At 62.6% G+C, this 16,283-nt stretch carries 15 protein-coding genes; 9 read left to right on the top strand and 6 right to left on the bottom strand.

The window, feature by feature from the left end; genetic code table 11:
* Positions 1–44: 44 nt before the first annotated feature.
* Entirely contained in the window at positions 45–2,747 is a 2,703-nt protein-coding gene (locus HP556_RS11300) for a CHAT domain-containing protein (RefSeq protein WP_175367067.1), read from the bottom strand.
* Positions 2,748–2,759: 12 nt separating this feature from the next.
* Positions 2,760–3,074, bottom strand: coding sequence for a PAAR domain-containing protein (locus tag HP556_RS11295; RefSeq protein ID WP_068730830.1), 315 nt, complete (start codon positions 3,072–3,074; stop codon positions 2,760–2,762).
* 131 nt (positions 3,075–3,205) lie between these two features.
* Here HP556_RS11295 and HP556_RS11290 point away from each other — a divergent pair, with 131 nt between their 5' ends.
* From HP556_RS11290 to HP556_RS11280, 3 genes are all read left to right on the top strand, one after another.
* On the top strand, positions 3,206–3,532 hold the full coding sequence (locus tag HP556_RS11290; protein ID WP_089264511.1) for an NIPSNAP family protein: 327 nt from the start codon (positions 3,206–3,208) through the stop codon (positions 3,530–3,532).
* Positions 3,533–3,671: 139 nt separating this feature from the next.
* Positions 3,672–4,556, top strand: coding sequence for a 3-deoxy-8-phosphooctulonate synthase (kdsA, locus tag HP556_RS11285; RefSeq protein ID WP_175367066.1), 885 nt, complete (start codon positions 3,672–3,674; stop codon positions 4,554–4,556).
* 37 nt (positions 4,557–4,593) lie between these two features.
* Complete coding sequence (locus HP556_RS11280) at positions 4,594–5,772, top strand: MFS transporter (RefSeq protein ID WP_175367065.1); 1,179 nt, start codon at positions 4,594–4,596, stop codon at positions 5,770–5,772.
* 7 nt (positions 5,773–5,779) lie between these two features.
* Here HP556_RS11280 and HP556_RS11275 read toward each other — a convergent pair whose 3' ends face one another.
* Complete coding sequence (locus tag HP556_RS11275; RefSeq protein WP_175367064.1) at positions 5,780–6,229, bottom strand: NUDIX hydrolase; 450 nt, start codon at positions 6,227–6,229, stop codon at positions 5,780–5,782.
* 38 nt (positions 6,230–6,267) lie between these two features.
* Positions 6,268–6,747, bottom strand: coding sequence for a preQ(1) synthase (queF, locus tag HP556_RS11270; RefSeq protein ID WP_175367063.1), 480 nt, complete (start codon positions 6,745–6,747; stop codon positions 6,268–6,270).
* A 128-nt stretch (positions 6,748–6,875) separates the two neighbouring features.
* Between queF and eno the strand changes: the two genes are divergently transcribed.
* Both eno and HP556_RS11260 read left to right on the top strand, forming a co-directional pair.
* On the top strand, positions 6,876–8,159 hold the full coding sequence (eno, locus tag HP556_RS11265) for a phosphopyruvate hydratase (RefSeq protein ID WP_175367062.1): 1,284 nt from the start codon (positions 6,876–6,878) through the stop codon (positions 8,157–8,159).
* Positions 8,160–8,369: 210 nt separating this feature from the next.
* A complete protein-coding gene (locus HP556_RS11260; RefSeq protein ID WP_175367061.1) occupies positions 8,370–10,391 on the top strand; it encodes a glycoside hydrolase family 113 in 2,022 nt (673 codons plus the stop codon).
* 76 nt (positions 10,392–10,467) lie between these two features.
* Here the strand turns inward: HP556_RS11260 and HP556_RS11255 are convergent, their stop codons facing one another.
* Positions 10,468–11,148, bottom strand: a complete 681-nt coding sequence (locus tag HP556_RS11255; RefSeq protein ID WP_089264505.1) for a hypothetical protein — start codon at positions 11,146–11,148, stop codon at positions 10,468–10,470.
* A 216-nt stretch (positions 11,149–11,364) separates the two neighbouring features.
* Here HP556_RS11255 and HP556_RS11250 point away from each other — a divergent pair, with 216 nt between their 5' ends.
* Genes HP556_RS11250 through HP556_RS11235 form a run of 4 tightly spaced genes read left to right on the top strand, consistent with a single transcriptional unit; the run spans position 11,365 to position 15,666 of the window.
* A complete protein-coding gene (locus HP556_RS11250) occupies positions 11,365–12,645 on the top strand; it encodes a hypothetical protein (protein WP_338117561.1) in 1,281 nt (426 codons plus the stop codon).
* An 18-nt stretch (positions 12,646–12,663) separates the two neighbouring features.
* Positions 12,664–13,251: a protein-S-isoprenylcysteine O-methyltransferase gene (locus tag HP556_RS11245; protein WP_175367060.1), complete on the top strand. Its 588-nt coding sequence runs from the start codon at positions 12,664–12,666 to the stop codon at positions 13,249–13,251.
* Positions 13,252–13,291: 40 nt separating this feature from the next.
* Positions 13,292–14,428: a zinc-binding dehydrogenase gene (locus HP556_RS11240; protein ID WP_175367059.1), complete on the top strand. Its 1,137-nt coding sequence runs from the start codon at positions 13,292–13,294 to the stop codon at positions 14,426–14,428.
* Positions 14,425–15,666, top strand: a complete 1,242-nt coding sequence (locus HP556_RS11235; protein WP_175367058.1) for an MFS transporter — start codon at positions 14,425–14,427, stop codon at positions 15,664–15,666. Before HP556_RS11240 ends, HP556_RS11235 begins: the two co-directional genes overlap by 4 nt.
* Before the next feature lie 5 nt (positions 15,667–15,671).
* On the opposite strand, the gene HP556_RS11230 is transcribed toward HP556_RS11235, so the two are convergent.
* Entirely contained in the window at positions 15,672–16,283 is a 612-nt protein-coding gene (locus HP556_RS11230) for a LysE family transporter (protein ID WP_175367057.1), read from the bottom strand.

The raw sequence follows: 16,283 nt of genomic DNA, 5'->3' as shown, positions 1-16,283 counted from the left end.
CGCGTAGGGCGGATTACGCTTCACCCTACGGCTCAGCCACAGGTTCAGCTCTCGAAGAATACAAACGCCGCCCAGACCGACGGGTCTTTGGCGCCCGTGATCTTGCCCTGGATCGCTTCGATGCGGACCTTCCGGAGCGCGCTGGCGTAATCGAGTTTCTCGTCGGCCAGCACCTGATAGAACCGCGCCATGAAGTTGGCGGTGCCTTCGTCTGCGACCTCCCACAACGTCAGCAGCGAACGCCGGGCGCCGGCGATGGCAAGGGCGGTGGGCAAGCCGCGCACGCTGCCAATCCGGCTGGGATCGCCGAGCGCCGTCTGGCAGGCGGACAGCACGACAAGGTTGGCCGACGACAAATCCCAGTTCATCAGCTCGTGCGCATAAAGTACGCCGTCATTATCGTCGCGCTGCGGCGGGCGGCTGAGATTGGGGCGCGAGGCAACGAGGCCGCTGCGCCAGAGCGCGTCGGTGCGGTTGGAGGCGGTCTTGTAGAAGCCGTGGGTGGCGAGATGGATCAGGGACGCGCCTTTGGCGTCGGCGCGGATCGTCGCTTCGCCGCTGCCGCTGCCCGAGAGGATGGTAACGACAAGGTTGCGCTTCTTCAGATCGGCGCTGACCGTATCAACTTCGGTCTTCGTCGAGGGTAGCTCATTGGCGGCGCCGGCATAGTCGAGCCCGCCGACCAACAGCGCCTTGTCGCCCGATGCAAGCCTGTTGTTGTTGTTCGCAAAGAACAGCGCGTCGGCGTGCGTCATGATCCGGGTGTCGTAAATCTCGTCGAGATAGCGGCCGCCCGCATCCTGCAGCATCGCGAAGGGCAGGCTGTAGAGTTCGGCATCGGGGACAAGAAACAGTCGTCTCACGTCGGCGAGCTGCGGCTTCAGCGGTCCGAGCAGCGTGTCATGGAGGCGACGGAAGAGCTTTGCATGATCCGGCGACGTCGCATCGACTGCGAGGAAGCCATCGAGCGGGCCGAGATCGAACAGCGCTGGCGCGCTGTCGTGGCGGCGGATCACGGCCTGCAGCCGCATCTCCGGTTTTGGCGCGATCGGATTGACGCGGTTACGGCGGCCGCTGACGAAGAAGTCGACCAGCGCGTCTGATCGTTCGAGCCTTTCCTCTATGGATGGGAGCTTGAGATCGGTTGGTGCCTTGTCACCCATCTTCGCCGCAAGCGCCTGCCGTGCGTTCTGCAACTGCTTGAGCACGTCGCGCGCGTCGTCATCGATCTTGCCCGATGACAGCAATTCCTGCTGTTGGCCGGACAATCGCAGCACGGTCTGCGCCAGTGCCTTGGTGGCGTCGTCAGGCAGTCGGTCGGCCGTCAGGCGCAGCAATGTGCGTTCGCCATCTTCCATTGTCTTCCAGCGCGACACTGCGTCGGCATAGGCGATGGCCGCGGCTGGTTCGACCAGCGCGTAGCGACCGAACTCATACAGGATATCATCGGCCAGCTTGCGCATGGTCTCGGCGACGTAGCGGTTACCGGCGGTGCCGACCTCGCGCAGCATCCAGCGGAACGCCTGCTGCTCGACATCCTTGAAGGTCGCCAGCGTGTCCTTGTCGCCGCGCTTCATTCGAGTCATCGCGACACCGAGCAAGGCATCGAACGTGATCGGATGCTGACGCGCAATGGTCGTCTGCGAACGGTGATAGGCGTCGATCCGCAGCGCCAGCGCGCGGTCAGTCTCGCCATGTGTCTCATACTGATCGGCAGCGAGTTGTGCCGCCTTGATGCGCAGGAGATCCGGTGCGCCGTTCCAGTCCTTGACCTTGGCCATGGCTTGCAGATCAGGGCGGCTCATCTGCTGGTCGGGATGGAAATAGGCTTTTGTATAGGCGATCCAGACATTGGCCTGCTGGACATGTTCGGAGCGGGGATCGGCGAGTTCGGTCGCGCAGCGCTTTTGCAAGTCGAGCGCGCGGAGCGTTTCGGCTTCGTTGCCCATGGCCAGATGGTTGAGCGCGAGATTGCTGGCGCTCACCAGCGCCTGGATGCTGCCATAGCCGTAATGCGCGATGCGCTTGCGCAGCAGTGGTTCGTCGATCCCCGCGGCGACGTCGGGATGCCCGACCATGCGCAGCGCTTCGGCATAATTGTTCTCGGTGCGCCAGGTCAGCGGCTCGCGGTCGCCGAGCGCCTTTCGCGCATTCAGATAGGTTTCTTCGGAGAGGTTGAGGCCGGATGCGACGGCACCGTTATTGGTCAGCAATGTTGCGAGGATGTCGCCACCGGCGATGTCCTGCGCCGAATTCGGCCCGTAGGCCGCGCGCATGCGCTTGCGCGCTTCGGTGGCGACGGGGATGCCGAGATCGTATTGATTGCTGCGTTCGAGGAAGCGTGCATATTCGAACCAGAACGTGACCGCATCGTTGCCACCGTCGCGCGCGGCACGGGTCTTGGCTGCATCAGCAAAAAACTCGGATGCCGTGCCGTTGTCGCGGCGGCGCTCGAACGAGCCTGCGGCATTCAGATAGGCCGAAATCGTAAGCCGGTGATAGTTGCTCTGCGTAACCTCGCGCAGTGCGTTCTTCAGTCGATCGCGGCCGCTGCCATCATTGCTGGCGCGTAACGCATTTAACGCATCCTGAATCTTGGCTGTGAGCTCGCGCTCGCTGGGTGCGCGGCTGTTCTGCGCTTGGGCGACGGGGGTGAAAGCCGGCAATAGGATGAGGCCACTGGCGATGGCGATAGCAAGCCGAGCGGCAACGCCGGCTGCCCATTGCACCCGGGATGACAAAGACATCTCCGGCAAGTCCTACTTGCAGCCCGATGTGCTATCTCCGGCACGGGCCATCGGCTTGCCGTTGATGAACACGCCAGTGCTGCCCGAGATGGTCTTGCCGCCGCATTCGGTGCTGCCGCCGACGACGGCTGCAGGCTTGCCGTTAATGTAGACGCCCTTCGCACCCTCGATGATCTTGCCATCGGTCGTGGTGTCACCGACGCGTGCCGCCGGCTTGCCATCGACCATCACGCCGGTGGCGCCCGACGTGATCTTGCCGGGCTGTTGAGCGGTGGCAGACACGGTCAGTGTCATCAGGGCGACTAGCGACAAAAGGGGCTTTTGCATCGTGGATCCAAGTCGGTTGCGTCACTGGCGGCATGATGTAAGCCTGACGTTGCGCAGGCAAGGGACGATGCCGCAACAAGCCATGCGTTAGAGTCTTTCAAGGCTGACAAAAAGGGAAGGAACCAAAGCCGATGATCTATGAATTACGCGTCTATCGCTGTTTGCCGGGACGTTTGCCGGCGCTGATCAAGCGATTTGAGTCTGTCACATTGAAGCTCTGGGAGAAGCACGGCATCCGGCAGTCCGGTTTCTTCACCACGGTGATCGGCGAATCCAATCAGGAACTGACCTACATCCTCAAATGGGAATCGCTCGCCGAGCGCGAGAAGGTGTGGACTGCCTTCATGTCCGACCCGGAATGGATGTCGGCGCGCGCCAAGTCCGAAGAGGATGGCCAGATCGTTGGCAATATCGTCAGCCAGCTGCTGGCGCCGACTGCGTTCTCGGCGCTGAAGTAAGCCTGGTTCCGGGGGCAGGCCGGTCCGCCCGGTGCGGAGGCCGCCCTAGTCGGGTCGGAGGCGGCTTCCGCCGCAACCCTGATATTCCGACCGGCGGGATGGGCCTGATCCGGCTTGCATCCCGCCCGGTCCTGCGGTCATGGTCTCGCGCGAAAAGGAGACCATTTTGACCGCATCGTCCGCAGCCGCGCCCGTCGTCGCACTTGGCAATGTCCGCTTCGGCAATGCTCTGCCGATCTCGGTGATCGCCGGGCCATGCCAGCTCGAAAGCCGGGCGCATGCGCTCGAAGTGGCATCGGCGCTGAGGGAGATCGCGACCCGGCTCAAGATCGGCCTCGTCTTCAAGACCTCGTTCGACAAGGCCAACCGCACCAGCGCCTCCGCCGCGCGCGGCATCGGCCTCGATGATGCTCTGCCGATCTTTGCCGAGATCCGCGAGACGCTCGGCCTGCCGGTACTGACCGACGTGCACGAGAACTATCAATGCGCGCGTGCCGCCGAGGCGGTGGACGTGCTGCAGATCCCGGCCTTCCTGTGCCGGCAGACCGATCTGCTCCTGGCCGCTGCCGCGACCGGCAAGGTCGTCAATGTGAAGAAGGGCCAGTTCCTGGCGCCCTGGGACATGGCCAATGTCGTCAGCAAGCTGACATCGTCGGGCAATGACAAGGTGCTGGTCACCGAGCGCGGCGCGTCGTTCGGTTACAACACGCTGGTCTCGGACATGCGGGCGCTGCCGATCCTCGCGCGTACCACCGGCGCGCCTGTGATCTTCGACGCGACCCATTCGGTGCAGCAGCCGGGCGGCAAAGGGACATCATCGGGTGGCGAACGCGAATTCGTGCCGGTGCTGGCGCGTGCGGCCGTGGCCGTCGGTGTCGCCGGAGTGTTCATCGAGACCCATCCCGATCCGGATAATGCGCCGTCCGACGGACCGAACATGGTGCCGTTGCGTGACTTCGAAGCGCTGGTGAAGAACCTGATGGCGTTCGATGCGCTGGCCAAAGAGACCGCGGCCAAGGCCTGATCATGCAGCCCTCTGCCGCGGCGCTGGTGGCGCGCTGATGCCTCCGGTCCTCAATGTCATCGCACTGGCATCCTTCGCCGCCGCGCTGTCGATGCGCGCGCTGGATCCGGTGCTGCCGCATGTCGCCGACGATCTGTCCATCACGGTGGCGATCGCCGCCGGTCTGGCCTCCGCACTGGCCTTCACCTTCGCCATTGTGCAGCCGGCGCTCGGTGCTGCCGCCGACCTGTTCGGCAAGCCGCGCCTGATGATCGTCTGTCTGGTGCTGCTCGGCGTCGCCAATATTCTGGGCGCGATCACCACCGACTATCCGCTGCTGCTGGCGACGCGCGTGCTGGCCGGCATCGGGGCAGGCGGGGTGTTTCCGGTCACCCTCAGTCTCACCAGCGATCTGGTCGGGCCGAAGCTGCGTCAGGTGGCGCTGAGCCGCGTGATGGCCGGCGCCATGACCGGCAATCTGCTGGGGTCGACTGCATCCGGCGTGATCGGCGATTTCTTCGGCTGGCGCGGAGTGCTGGTCATCCTCGGCGGCCTCGCGATCGTCGCATCGGTCGCCGTGGCGTACGGCTTCAAGGGCGCCGCGATCATCAAGCCGACCGTGAAGGCCGACTTCGGCAAGCTTGCCCAGGGCTACAAGGTCATTTTCCGTAATCCGAACACGCTGATCGTTTACAGCGCCGTGTTCGTCGAAGGCTGCTGCATCCTCGGCCTGTTTCCCTATATCTCGTCGTTCCTGTTCGACCGCGGCGTCACAAGTCTCTCGATCGCGGGCCTCGTGATCGCCTGCTTTGCCGTCGGCGGCCTGTTTTATACGGCGACTGTGTCGCGCATGCTGGCGCGCCTCGGCATCAACGGCATGATGATCTATGGCGGCATCGTGATCGCGATCCAGCTTGCCGCCACCGCCTTCAGCCCAAACTGGCAGATCCAGGCACTGAGCCTGCTGCTGATGGGCTGGGGCTTCTACATGCTGCACGGCTCGCTGCAGATCTTCTCGACGGAGCTCTCGCAGGAAGCCCGCGCCAGCGCCATGTCGTTGCACGCCTTCTGCTTCTTCATGGGCCAGTCCGTCGGCCCAATCGCCTATGGCTTCGGCCTCGCCCATGCCGGCAAGATGCCGACACTGTTGACGTCAGCCGCCATTGTCTTCGCGCTTGGATTTGCGGCAGCAAAACTTCTGAAATCGACCAAGCCGGCGGATGCGGGAAGCGCTTGACGTCGAGCTAGCGTGGTGCGGCGGTCGCCAGCATCTGCAGTATTTGTTCAGGCCAGACGATCTCGGTCGTGTGCATCAATTCATCTCGCGACCACCAGTGGTGATCGGCGATCACTTCCGACTCATCCGGGGTCCATCCGAGACGGGACAGCGTGGCATCGTGCGATGTTACGAGGTAATATTTCTCGAACGCGCTGACACACTCGCCGTCGGGCATTTGTAGGCTGAACTCTCGGTCCGCCACAGGCTCACCGACTGTATCGCGGATCAAGCCCGTTTCTTCCCGGAGTTCGCGAATGGCAGCGTCATGGAAGGTCTCACCTTCCTCTAAACCTCCGCCCGGTGTTGCCCAATAATCCTGGCCGGCGAGGGCACCTGATTTGTGAACAAAACGGAAGAGCAAAACGCGCCCGTCGTTGTCGATGACGAGCAGACGCGCGGATTTGCGCTGGCGCATGCTTGGATCTTCCGTTGTTTCCCTTTCGGGCTGAGGTTTCACCCCCGTCCGCGATACGGAGCGACGCCTTGCTCGGGGACCCAGACGCCCTTGGGCAGCGTTCCGGTTTGCCAGAACACATCAATGGGGATGCCGCCGCGCGGATACCAGTAACCGCCGATGCGCAGCCATTTCGGCTTGATGGTGGAGGCGACGCGCTTGCCGATCTCCACGGTGCAATCCTCGTGGAAGGCACCGTGATTGCGGAACGAGGCGAGATACAGCTTGAGCGACTTCGACTCGACCAGCCACTGGCCGGGCACATAGTCGATCATCAGATGGGCGAAATCCGGCTGGCCGGTGATCGGGCACAGCGAGGTGAATTCCGGCGCCGTGAAGCGCACCACGTAATTGGTGTCCTTCTGCGGGTTCGGCACCCGGTCGAGTTTGGCCTGCTCCGGGGAGGTCGGCCATTCCACGGCGCGGCCGAGCTGCAAGTCAGCCGGCAATTTGGGGGATTTGCGGGGTGTTTTTGACATAAATATCTCCGTTATGGCGGTTCATAGCCAATCCCGGGCCAGTCGTCACGTCAGGCGGGGTTTTCCCGCCGGGAGGCTTGCTGTAGAAGCGGCGCCAACGACCCACCCCCAGCACAAAGAGGGCATTCATGACCGCCATCGTCGACATCATCGGCCGCGAAATTCTCGATAGCCGCGGCAATCCCACGGTTGAAGTCGACGTCGTCCTCGAAGACGGGTCGATGGGCCGCGCCGCGGTTCCGTCGGGTGCCTCCACCGGCGCCCATGAGGCGGTCGAGCTGCGCGACGGCGACAAGTCCCGCTATCTCGGCAAGGGCGTGCAGAAGGCGGTCGATGCCATCAATGGCGAGATCTTCGACGCCATCGGCGGCATGGACGTGGAGAACCAGGTCCAGCTCGACGAGATCATGATCGAGCTCGACGGCACCCCGAACAAGTCGCGCCTCGGCGCCAATGCGATCCTCGGCGTCTCGCTGGCCGCCGCCAAGGCGGCTGCGGAATCCTTCGATATGCCGCTGTATCGCTATGTCGGCGGGACCTCGGCCCGCACGCTGCCGGTGCCGATGATGAACATCATCAATGGCGGCATGCATGCCGACAATCCGATCGACTTCCAGGAATTCATGATCATGCCGGTCGGCGCCTCCTCCTTCGCCGAAGGCCTGCGCTGCGGCGCCGAGATCTTCCACACGCTGAAGGGCGAGCTGAAGAAGGCCGGCCACAATACCAATGTGGGCGACGAAGGCGGCTTCGCACCCAATATCGGTTCGGCCGAAGCGGCGCTGGACTTTGTGATGGCCGCCATCACCAAGGCTGGCTACAGCGCCGGCAAGGACGTGATGCTGGCGATGGATTGCGCCGCCACCGAATTCTTCAAGGACGGCGCTTACGTCTATGGCGGCGAGAACAAGACCCGCAACATCTCCGAACAGGCCAAGTATCTCGCCCAGCTCGTCGCCAACTATCCGATCGTCTCCATCGAGGACGGCATGTCGGAAGACGATATGGACGGCTGGAAGCAGCTCACCGACCTGATCGGTTCGAAGTGCCAGCTGGTCGGCGACGATCTGTTCGTTACTAACGTCACGCGTCTTGCCGATGGCATCAAGAACGGCCGCGCCAATTCGATCCTGATCAAGGTCAACCAGATCGGCTCGCTGACCGAAACGCTGAGCGCTGTCGAGATGGCCTACAAGGCGGGTTATACCGCGGTGATGTCGCACCGTTCGGGTGAGACTGAAGATTCCACGATCGCGGATCTCGCCGTCGCCACCAATTGCGGACAGATCAAGACCGGCTCGCTGGCACGCGCGGATCGTACCGCCAAGTACAATCAGTTGCTGCGCATCGAGCAGCAGCTCGGCACCCAGGCGAAATATGCCGGCAAGGCCGCACTGAAAGCTCTCGCGTAAAGCGCAAGCGCGGCCTTCGGCCGAGCAAGAAACTACGCGATCAACGCCGTTCGCTGAAATAGCGGGCGGCGTTTTTCATTGAATGACCCTGACCGCGTAAGCCTACAACGAGGTTCAATTTGTAGACGTCATTATGATACCCCATTGCGGTCGCGAAGGTATCACGTTGCGGGTTCAGCCTTCTCCAGACAATGCCGATGGAGAGCGCGAATGCCCAACATCTTTAAGGTCCAAGGTTTCGGTGCACTGTCGGAGTGGAATGGACAGTTCTCCAGTGCGTCGGCCGATCAGGCGTTTCAGGCCATGGCGTCTCTGGGATCGAATTCGATCGCGCTGACGACGCGGATATGGACCGACAGCCGTACGGGCAATGACGTGCTCGCCGTGCCGGACAAGACCGAAAGCGATGCGAGCCTGCTGGCTGGTTTTCAGAAGGCCCATGCTGCGGGGCTGGATGTTGTCTTCAAGCCCGGCATCACAGGTCTCGACGGCACGATCTCGCACAGTCTGGCGCCGTCGGATGTCGATGCGTTCTTTGCGTCGTACAAGGCCGAGATCGTGCATCTGGCCGAAATTGCGGAGCAGGGTGATGTCGCCAGTTTCGCTATCGGCAACGAGATGAGCAGCCTGTCGGGCGACGCCTATCGCAGCTACTGGGTCGATATCATCGACGCTGTGCGCGGCGTCTATCATGGCGAAGTTACTTATGCGGCGGCAACCGACGAGGCATCCAAGGTCAGCTTCTGGGACCAGGTCGATACGATCGGCATCAACGCCTATCCACCCTTGACGGCTAGCACCACGCCGACGGTGGACGATCTCGTACACGCCTGGAATGAGGTGCCGTACAATCCGTATTACGCGAAAGCATTCGGCTATCAGTCGCCCGTCGATTTCTTTCACTCGCTGGCGTTGGAATACGGCAAGCCGGTGCTGATGACCGAGGTCGGCTATCGCAGCATCGACGGCACCGCGATAAATCCGGGCGGCGGATCATCGAAGGCACCTGCGGATCTCGCCGAGCAGGCCGATGCCTATAATGCGTTCTTTCAGGTCTGGAGCGCGCATGGCGGCAGCTGGCTGAAAGGCGTGGAGTTCTGGCAGTGGGACCTCAACAACTTCTATTCGGAGACCGGCTATTCGGTCATGGACAAGCCGGCGCAGGATGTGGTGGCGCAATATTTCCATGGGACAGGAGCAACGCCGGGCGTCACCGTCACGGGCTCGTCGATTGGCGATACGATCGATCTCGGAGGTGGCAACGACGTCATCTTCGGCGGGCTCGGTCATGACGAGATCTATGGCGGTGCCGGGAACGATACGATTGTCGCCGGTCCAAGCGTAGCGGGCAAGCTCGCCACGACCACTATCACGCTGACGGGTTATGGCTCCGTCGTGAACGGAATCGGCGCGCAGGCACAGGTTCTGGTCAATGGCCAGCCGGTTTCGGGCGTGCTTGAATTCACGCCCGCGAGCGATCCGTCGGGCTACCAGACCTACACGGTCACTTTCGACAATCCCGCCAGCATCTCCACTGTCGCGATCAATCTCGCAAATTCCGAGCCCGGGCGCGCGCTGCATTTCAAGGACATTGCCATCAACGGCGTCGATCTGGTGCCGGCCGACGGCACCAATGCCAGTTCACCCGGCTCGTTCGATCTCTATGTCCGCAGCATCCAATTCGACACGACCAAGCATCAGGACTGGTTCTTCGGTGCCTCAAGCGACAACGATGTCGTCCGCGGTGGAGATGGCGATGACTACATTGCTGGCGGGATCGGCAACGACATCATCAATGGCGGCAACGGCACCGACACCGCGGTATTCTCCGGCAATGTGGCCGACTACAGCATCAGCCGCAGTGGCGCTCAGACGATCGTCACCGACGGAATCGCCGGTCGCGACGGCACCGACTATCTCACCAATACGGAGTTTCTGAAATTCGCGAATGCCAGTATTGCCGTCGATACGCTTGGACAAGCACTTGCGAGCAGCACTGGCAGTGAGAACTTTGCTTTCAGTCTGACGTCCGGCCACACGATGTCCGGGCACGCGGAGGTGCAGAATAGTGCGCAGGGTGAGGGCGCTGCGGAAGTCGTTCTTGCTCAGGTCCTGACGGCATCTAGCCATCCCGTCGCGGCCGCGCCGGCGCCGGACGACGCTCTCGGCACTCACGATGCCGCGCTCGCGCCGGTGACGCCTCCATCGCATCATGACGTTCTGATCGTCTGAGGATTTCGGATGGCCAAAACAATTCAGCCGAGGTGATGATCACCTCGGCTGAATGCGTTTCGATATTGGCTGCGTGTTATTGCGGAGCAGCCGAGACCTGCGCAGGCTTCGGCGCCGCCGGCTTGCGGCGAATACCGCCGCCGGTCACGGCCATGACACGGGCAATGGCCTGACGCTGCAGGCTGTCGTCCTTGTCGATCGAGAAGTGGTTGGTGGTGGCGTTCTCGTTGACGTTGGCAAGCTTGCCCTTGAAGCGGGGATCCGCAGACACCGCGCGCCCCCAGCCGGCAGGTACGTAATAGTTCACGATCTGCTTCACGTTGTTGGGGACGGCATCGGGCGCCACCGGATCGAAGTTCACGATCAGCGCCACCGGGATGTTGTACTGTGCGAGCTTGCGGGCAATCGAGATGGTCACGTCGGCACCGGCCGAGTGGCCCATCAGGATGATCGGTTCGCGGTTACCGGCCTTGTACCGGGCGATCATGTCGTCTGCCTGGCCGCTCCACAGCGTGTGATTGCTGACCGAGGAGGCGACGCCGGCGGCTTCGAGCTTGTAGGCGATCTGATCCATGCCGAGCGAGAACACGTTCATGAGGCCACGATAGAGATAGACATGGCCAGGGCGACGGCCGGGCGCCGCATCGGCATCCCCGGAACTCGCGAGTGAGGCCACAAAGAGCGACGACAGAATCAGCAAAACGGCCGCTGGAGAGGTCCACGACGGCCGTTTGAAGCCCTTGAGAGCAATCGACATAGTGCTTTCTTTCTTCGAAAAAACCCGCGACATGTTCAGACATAAGACCCTGCCGTCAATCACAGTCCTGCCTCGATTCCCGGAATTGTGATGAAGGGGGTTGCGAAAGAGCGGCTGTGTGACCTGAGGGCGACAAAATCCTGCCGGACGCTTCCGTTTTGGGCATGGGGCAGGTTTGTCGGCGCGGGCGAATTTGCTATGCACCGGATCAGAACGGTGCGTGATGCACTCGGGAGCGAACGGACGATGATCGCGCGGCGACATGTCTTCCACATTGGCGGCTACGACCCGATTCTGCCGGACACGCAGCTCGAGCGGTTCCGCCGTTCGCTGTCGAGTTTCGAGAAGACGTGGAGCGTGTCCGCGAAGGCGTCTGGCGTGCTTGACGCTACGGATGTGAGCGCATCCTGGCGGGCCGAGACCTCCGGACCTAACTGGAAGACCGAAACCACCTACGAAATGCTGCGCTGGGATGACCTGATCCTGCAGGATCACACCCGAAGCATGCTGTCGCGATTGGGCGCCGCCTTTGTTACGCTGGGCGACTGGCTGGTGACGGGAACCCTGTTCCGCTTCTTCTTCGCGAGCTGGAAATATGCCGGCTTCTTCCTGTTCTCCTATCTGTGGATCGCGGGCTTTGCTGCATCTGGCGCAGCGGTGGGCTATGGGCTGACCTGGCTGCTTGGCATGAATGCCGCCGCCGCATGGATCGCTGGCGCAATTGTTGCTGCTGCCGTCTTCACGGCGCTGTTGCACCATTACGGCTGGCGCAAGCCGATCAATCATGTGTTCGACGACTGGATTTTCTCGCGGCAATATGTCCATGGCCAGCGCCCGAAGATGACGGCGCGCGTCGATGAATTCGCGGGGGTAATCGTGGCCCGCGCGCAGAAGGCCGATGTCGACGAGATCGTCATCGTCGGGCATTGCCTTGGTGCGGCATTGGTGATGGAGGCGGTGGCCCGCGCACTCGTGCTCGACCCGGATCTCACCAAACACGGCCCGACCATCTGCGTGATGACGGTGAGCGCGACCATCCCGAAGTTCGCGTTGCACCCCGCCGGCAAGAGCGTACGCGCAGCAACGCGCCTCGTCGCCGACACGCCGGCGATCCGCTGGACCGAATATCACGCCCGCGACGACGTCATCAGTTTCTACCGCTTCGATCCCGTGACCTTGAAGCGCCGCAGCCGCGACCGCGACGAGGGCAGGCCGAACATCCGGCGCGTCCAGATGCATGCGATGATGGGCATGGAGCAGTTCAAGCGCTATCGCTTCAGCTTCATGCGCATCCATTATCAGATGGTGATGGGCAACCAGTGCCGCGCGCCCTACGACTATTGCATGGTGATTTGCGGTCCTCTGCCGTTCGACGAGATCACCGCGGGCGAAGGCGGCCTCAAACGCTTCAGTGCGGATGGCGCGCTGCTGGACATGCCGCTGTCCAAGATCACATCCTCTCAATCGCAAGCCGGGGCATCCGTGAATGCCGCATGATGGCCTGATCGGACGACAATGACCGCGTCACTTCTTGGAACATATGTCTGGGCGATCGGTCTGATCGCCTGGTTCATCATTCGCTATCCTTATGCGCGCAAGGCTCGCCGCACGGCGACGCTGCGCGCGGTCGGCTGGAGCCGTGAACGCATCCTGCTGGCGATCGCCACCATCGGCCTGTTCGTGGTACCGCTGATCTGGCTGGTGACCGGCTTGCCGGCCGCGCTGAACTATCAGCTGAATTATGCGGCGGTCGTGGTTGGCGCTGCACTCTATGTGCTGTCGCTCTGGCTGTTTCGCCGCTCACACAAGGATCTCGGCCGGCAGTGGTCGGCCAGTCTGGAAATCCGCGAGGCTCACCAGATCGTGCGTGCCGGCGTCTATCGCAGCATCCGCCATCCGATGTATGCCTCGTTCTGGTTGTGGGCACTGGCGCAGGCATTCCTGCTGCCGAATGCCATGGCCGCGCTGGGCGGGCTGGTCGCGATCGCGATCCTGTTCTTCACCCGCATCGACTATGAAGAGCGGATGCTGATCGAGGCATTCGGCGACGACTACCGGGCCTATATGCGTGAAACCAAGCGCATCATTCCGGGCATCTACTGACGCGGCACCAGACCGCCGGACAGATTAAGGGGAAACGACCATGACTGACATCACATCCGGACTTGAACTGCGCTCGCTCATCAAAAGCAGCGGAGAACTGGAAATCTCGCTGCAGCAGGTGGCGATCCCGGCGCCGGGTCCCGACGAGGTCGTCGTGCGCATCGAGGCTGCGCCGATCAATCCGTCGGATCTCGGTCTCCTTCTCGGCGCGGCCGATCCGGCCAGCGCGAAAGCCTCCGGCTCTGGCGCGTCCTCGATCGTCACAGCAACCGTCCCGCAGGCCAATATGAAGGCGATGGGCGGCCGTCTCGACGAGTCGATGGCGGTCGGCAATGAGGGCGCCGGCACGGTGGTGAAGGCCGGATCGTCCGAGGCCGCGCAAGCGCTGCTCGGCAAGACCGTCGCGATGATCGGCGGCGCGATGTATGCGCAGTATCGCGTCATCAAGGCCAAGGAATGTCTGCCGCTGCCCGAGGGCACGACGGCCACCGAGGGCGCATCCTGCTTCGTCAACCCGCTGACCTCGCTCGGCATGGTCGAGACCATGAAGCGGGAAGGGCACACGGCGCTGGTGCATACGGCCGCCGCGTCCAATCTCGGCCAGATGCTCAACAAGATCTGCCAGAAGGACGGCATCGATCTCGTCAACATCGTTCGCAGCGAGGAGCAGGAGAAACTGCTACGCGGGATCGGCGCGAAATATGTCTGCAACTCGACGTCGCCGAGTTTCATGGAAGACCTGACTGCCGCATTGATTGCCACCAATGCCACGCTGGCTTTCGACGCCACCGGTGGCGGCAAGCTGCAGGGCCAGATCCTGCAGGCGATGGAAGTCGCCGCCGTCAAGGCCATGAAGGTCTATAGCCGCTATGGCTCGACGACCCACAAGCAGGTCTATGTCTACGGTCGGCTGGATCTACGCCCGATCGAATTCGTCCCTGCCGGGATGGCCTGGGGCATGGGCGGCTGGCTGCTGTTCCCGTTCCTGCAGAAGATCGGAGCGGCCGATGCCGCCAGGCTCCGTGCCCGCGTGGTCGCCGAACTCAAGACCACCTTCGCCAGTCACTACACCAAGGTGATTTCGCTCGAAGGCGTGTTGCAGCTCGACAATCTCCGGGCCTATGCGAAGCGCGCCACCGGCGAGAAGTATCTGATCAATCCGAACATGCCGGGATGACACTCGCCGATCAGTCTGCCGGCGTGGTCACGGATGGCGCGCGGCTTTTGCTGCGCCATCCGCCGTATCTGTACTACATGGTGTCGCGCAGCTTCTCGCGCTTCGCGTCGCAGATTGCCGCTGTCGCGGTCGGTTGGCAGATCTATGATCTGACCGGCAGCGCGTTCCAGCTCGGTATGGTCGGCCTCGCGCAATTCGTGCCGATGCTGGCGCTGGTCTTCGTCGCCGGCCATATCGCCGACCGCTACGACCGCCGCCGCGTGGTGCAGATCTGCCAGACGCTGCAGGGGCTGACAGCGATCCTGCTCGCCTGGGGCACCTATGCCGGTTGGATTACGGTGCCGCAGATTTTCGTGGCGCTGGTGGTGATCGGCGCGGCGACGGCCTTCGAGGCGCCGGCCGGCTCGGCGCTGCTGCCCGGCGTCGTACCGGAAGGTCGCCTGCAAAAAGCGACGGCACTTTCCACCGGCGTGTTTCAGGTGGCGATGATTTGCGGCCCTGCGCTCGGCGGCATCGCGTACGCGCTATCTCCGTCGACGCCCTATGTGCTGATGGCGGCATTCTGGCTGATCGGCGGCGGGCTCAACAGTGCGATCAAACTGGCGCGCGAGGTGGCGGTGAAGGATCCGCCGTCGCTGCGGACTTTGTTTGCCGGCGTGGGCTTCGTGCGCAGCAATCCGGCGATCCTCGGCACCATTTCGCTCGATCTGTTCGCGGTGCTGCTCGGCGGCGCCACTGCGCTGCTTCCGATCTATGCGCGTGATATCCTGCAGACCGGTCCGTGGGGCCTCGGCCTCATGCGCGCGGCGCCGGCAGTCGGCGCGCTGCTGACGACGATCGTGCTGACGCGCTGGTCGATCAATCGCCGGGTGGGCATGCGGATGTTCCAGGCCGTCATTATCTTCGGCCTTGCGACAGCGGTGTTCGCGGTGTCGCAATGGCTGTGGTTGTCGGTGGCCGCACTCGCCGTGCTCGGCGCCGCCGATACGGTCAGCGTGGTGATCCGTTTCTCGCTGGTGCAGCTCGCGACCCCGGATGACATGCGCGGCCGGGTCGGTGCAGTGAACTACCTGTTCATCAATACCTCGAACCAGCTCGGCCAGTTCGAGAGCGGCGTCACCGCGGCGCTGTTCGGCACTGTGCCCGCCGCCCTGATCGGTGGCCTTGGCACCGTTGCCATAGCGTTGCTGTGGATGCGGCTGTTCCCGACGCTGCGCAATGTCGAGCGGCTGGAATAGGCGCGTCAGCGATCCGCGAAGGCCAGTTTGGCGCCGAGCGCGGCAAACGCCCCGGCAAAAGTGCGTCGCATCCAGGTCAGCACCCGTGGCTGCGTGATGACGTGGTTGCGGATTGATGCGGCGAACAGGCCGTAAAGCGCAAAGACAACGAAGGTCATCAGCATGAATACCGCGCTGAGCAGCAGCATCTGCGATAGCGGATGCGCCTCGTCGGCGCTGATGAACTGGGGCAGAAAGGCGAGGAAGAAGATCGACAATTTCGGATTGAGGATGTTGATCAGGATCGCTGTGGTCGTCACCTGCACCGCGGACTGCGCGCTATCGTCGGTCTCCACCTTCAGCGTGCCATGCTCCTGCAGCGTCTTCCAGGCCATATAGAGCAGGTAGGCGACGCCGATATATTTGAACACCTGAAACGCCACGGCGCTCGTGTGCAGCAGTGCTGCGAGACCAAGGATCGCGGCGGCCATATGCGGCACGATGCCGAGCATGCAACCGAACGCGGCGACGACGCTGCTGCGGCCTCCGCGCGAGAAACCAGTTGCCAGTGTGTAAAGGGCGCCAGTGCCCGGCGACGCCACCACGATCAGCGAGGTGATGAGAAATTCGATGGTCAC

The organism is Tardiphaga robiniae (assembly GCF_013359755.1).
Taxonomy (GTDB): domain Bacteria; phylum Pseudomonadota; class Alphaproteobacteria; order Rhizobiales; family Xanthobacteraceae; genus Tardiphaga; species Tardiphaga robiniae.
Note: the sequence above shows the minus strand (reverse complement) of the source record. Positions and strands in the feature narration are given on the sequence as shown.